This is a genomic window from Cohaesibacter sp. CAU 1516, from assembly GCF_005771485.1.
Taxonomy (GTDB): domain Bacteria; phylum Pseudomonadota; class Alphaproteobacteria; order Rhizobiales; family Cohaesibacteraceae; genus Cohaesibacter; species Cohaesibacter intestini.
Genome location: NZ_VANT01000036.1, coordinates 1 through 1880 on the forward strand (window position 1 = coordinate 1; position 1880 = coordinate 1880).

Here is a 1880-nt window from a genome sequence, read left to right on the forward strand (position 1 = left end):
CGAACAGGCTTTCTTGCTCAAACAGTCTGACGAGATCCCACCCCCACGGATCGATGACAACAAAGATCGCCGCAACAACCGCGAGAAATAGAAGCACAAGCTTGCTTGCAGGCAATGTAAGAGACATAGGTAATCTCATAAATCCGCAATCACGGTGGTTAGAAGCTCTTGCACTTGCGATGCAATCCCCATCAACTGAGGGTTGTCGACAGCACCCATCGAGGCAAGCGGTTCAACGGCACTGACTTCAATTCCGCCATCCACTTGCCTCAAAATGACGTTGCATGGCAGCATGACTCCGATTTTTGGCTCAACAGTCATCGCTTTGTGGGCGAGTTCTGGTTTGCATGCGCCTAAAATTTTGTAGGGTCCGATGTCCAAATCCAATTTGTTCTTTAGCGTCGCCTTGACGTCAATCTCGGTCAGCACCCCAAAACCTTGAGACGCCAGAGCGTCGCGAACGCGCACTTCGGCATCTTCGGGTGAGACATCTGGCAAAAATCTGTCGATCGTATAGCTCATTTGTAACTCCTCCTATTTGGCGGTTAAATTATTGGGTTGAAACCATTTGATGGGCTATATCAGCGGTCTCCAAAGTCTTCACAATTTGCAAGTTTTTAGAATTCAGCACCCAAACCAAAGCATCGCTCGCGCTGCTGACCAACAAGTCAGAACCAACCAGTGTCATGTGATAGGGTTGTTCTGAGAGTTCGACTGTTTTTTTGATACCGTTTTGGAGTCCAATGCGAACCACTGTGTCTTTTTCCCGAGCGCTGACATAAAGGAAGTCTCCATCACTCTCGATACCATGCAACTCACCGCCAACATCAAATCGTGACACCGTGTTGCCAGTGTTTAAGTCCAGAATTGAAACGGTTCCTTCGTCTGCTTCGGCCACAGCCAAGGCACCCAATTTCGTTATAAGTCGCATGTGTTTTGGTCCGCCATCCAATTGGAAGGTCCGCAAAATCTTTTGGCTAGCAGGGTCGATTTCGCTGATAGTTTTCGAACCGGCGTTGCTGATATAGAAAAGTCCGCTAGTAGGGTCAGCAACTGCGTATTCGGGAATTTCACCCGTCTTAAGTGTGCTAACAAGACGCCTGGTTTCTAGATCAATGATAGAAACACTGGCAATTGCCGGGTGGGTTACCACGGCATAGTGCCCCGCTTGGTCAGCCTCAACATGATGAACAACACCGGGGACTTCTATTTTGGCAACAAGCTTATGTGACTTGGCATCAAGAAACGTCACAATGCTTGTCTCTGCCTCATTGTCAGAAGGAGCCGCTTGATGATGAGAGTCATGTTCTGCTTGAGACATCCCTTCAGGTTTATTAATTTTTTCTGCTTCATCTTTAGAACTGGCAGACAGGTTACCAGCAACAATCAAATTTTTGCTTGTAATAAATGCCATGCCATGCACATTTTCGACGCCATTTATCCGGTCGATTATGGAAAAATCTGGCGCGAGATGAAGTATAGTTCCTGAGTTCCCCTCTGGTATGTATATATCCGCGTTTGCGTTCATGATGAGTGCAGAAAAAATTGCAATTGAAGTGACTGATAAATTCATCGCAGACTCCGTTTGTTTATATATTTGTCCATTGTATGCGTTCCACCTACTCGAACTTCAATATCAACACCTGTAAACGAACGTAATTCTTACATGAATTAATTGTTATCATTATTCTTTCCATTATTAATTCTAGCGCCATCAATCATTGCTTGAAATTGCTCTGGTGAGATCAAGCCCGGTGCCATGTTGTTGCCAATAACGAATGAAGGAGTGCCGCTGAAATTCAACGCTTGAGCCAATTGCATGGATTTCTGGATATGTTCATCAATGGACGGCGACTTCATGTCAGATTTTAGCTGGCCAA

Annotated in this window: 3 protein-coding genes; all 3 read right to left on the reverse strand. The window is 45.7% G+C overall.

The genetic code is table 11. The features are described 5' to 3' along the window. Positions 1–135: 135 nt before the first annotated feature. On the reverse strand, positions 136–522 hold the full coding sequence (locus FDK21_RS20505) for a DUF302 domain-containing protein (RefSeq protein WP_138150716.1): 387 nt from the start codon (positions 520–522) through the stop codon (positions 136–138). 28 nt (positions 523–550) lie between these two features. After that, positions 551–1573 carry a hypothetical protein gene (locus FDK21_RS20510; protein WP_138150717.1) on the reverse strand — a complete coding sequence of 341 codons (1023 nt, stop codon included), beginning with the start codon at positions 1571–1573 and terminating at the stop codon, positions 551–553. A 98-nt stretch (positions 1574–1671) separates the two neighbouring features. Next, a partial coding sequence (locus FDK21_RS20515) for a DsbA family protein (RefSeq protein WP_171022252.1) occupies positions 1672–1880 on the reverse strand: 209 nt, incomplete at its 5' end.

Bases quoted from the DNA above. Each gene is read 5' to 3' on its own strand.
- FDK21_RS20510 (WP_138150717.1), bottom strand. From the start codon at position 1,573: ATGAATTTATCAGTCACTTCAATTGCAATTTTTTCTGCACTCATCATG.
- FDK21_RS20505 (WP_138150716.1), bottom strand. From the start codon at position 522: ATGAGCTATACGATCGACAGATTTTTGCCAGATGTCTCACCCGAAGAT.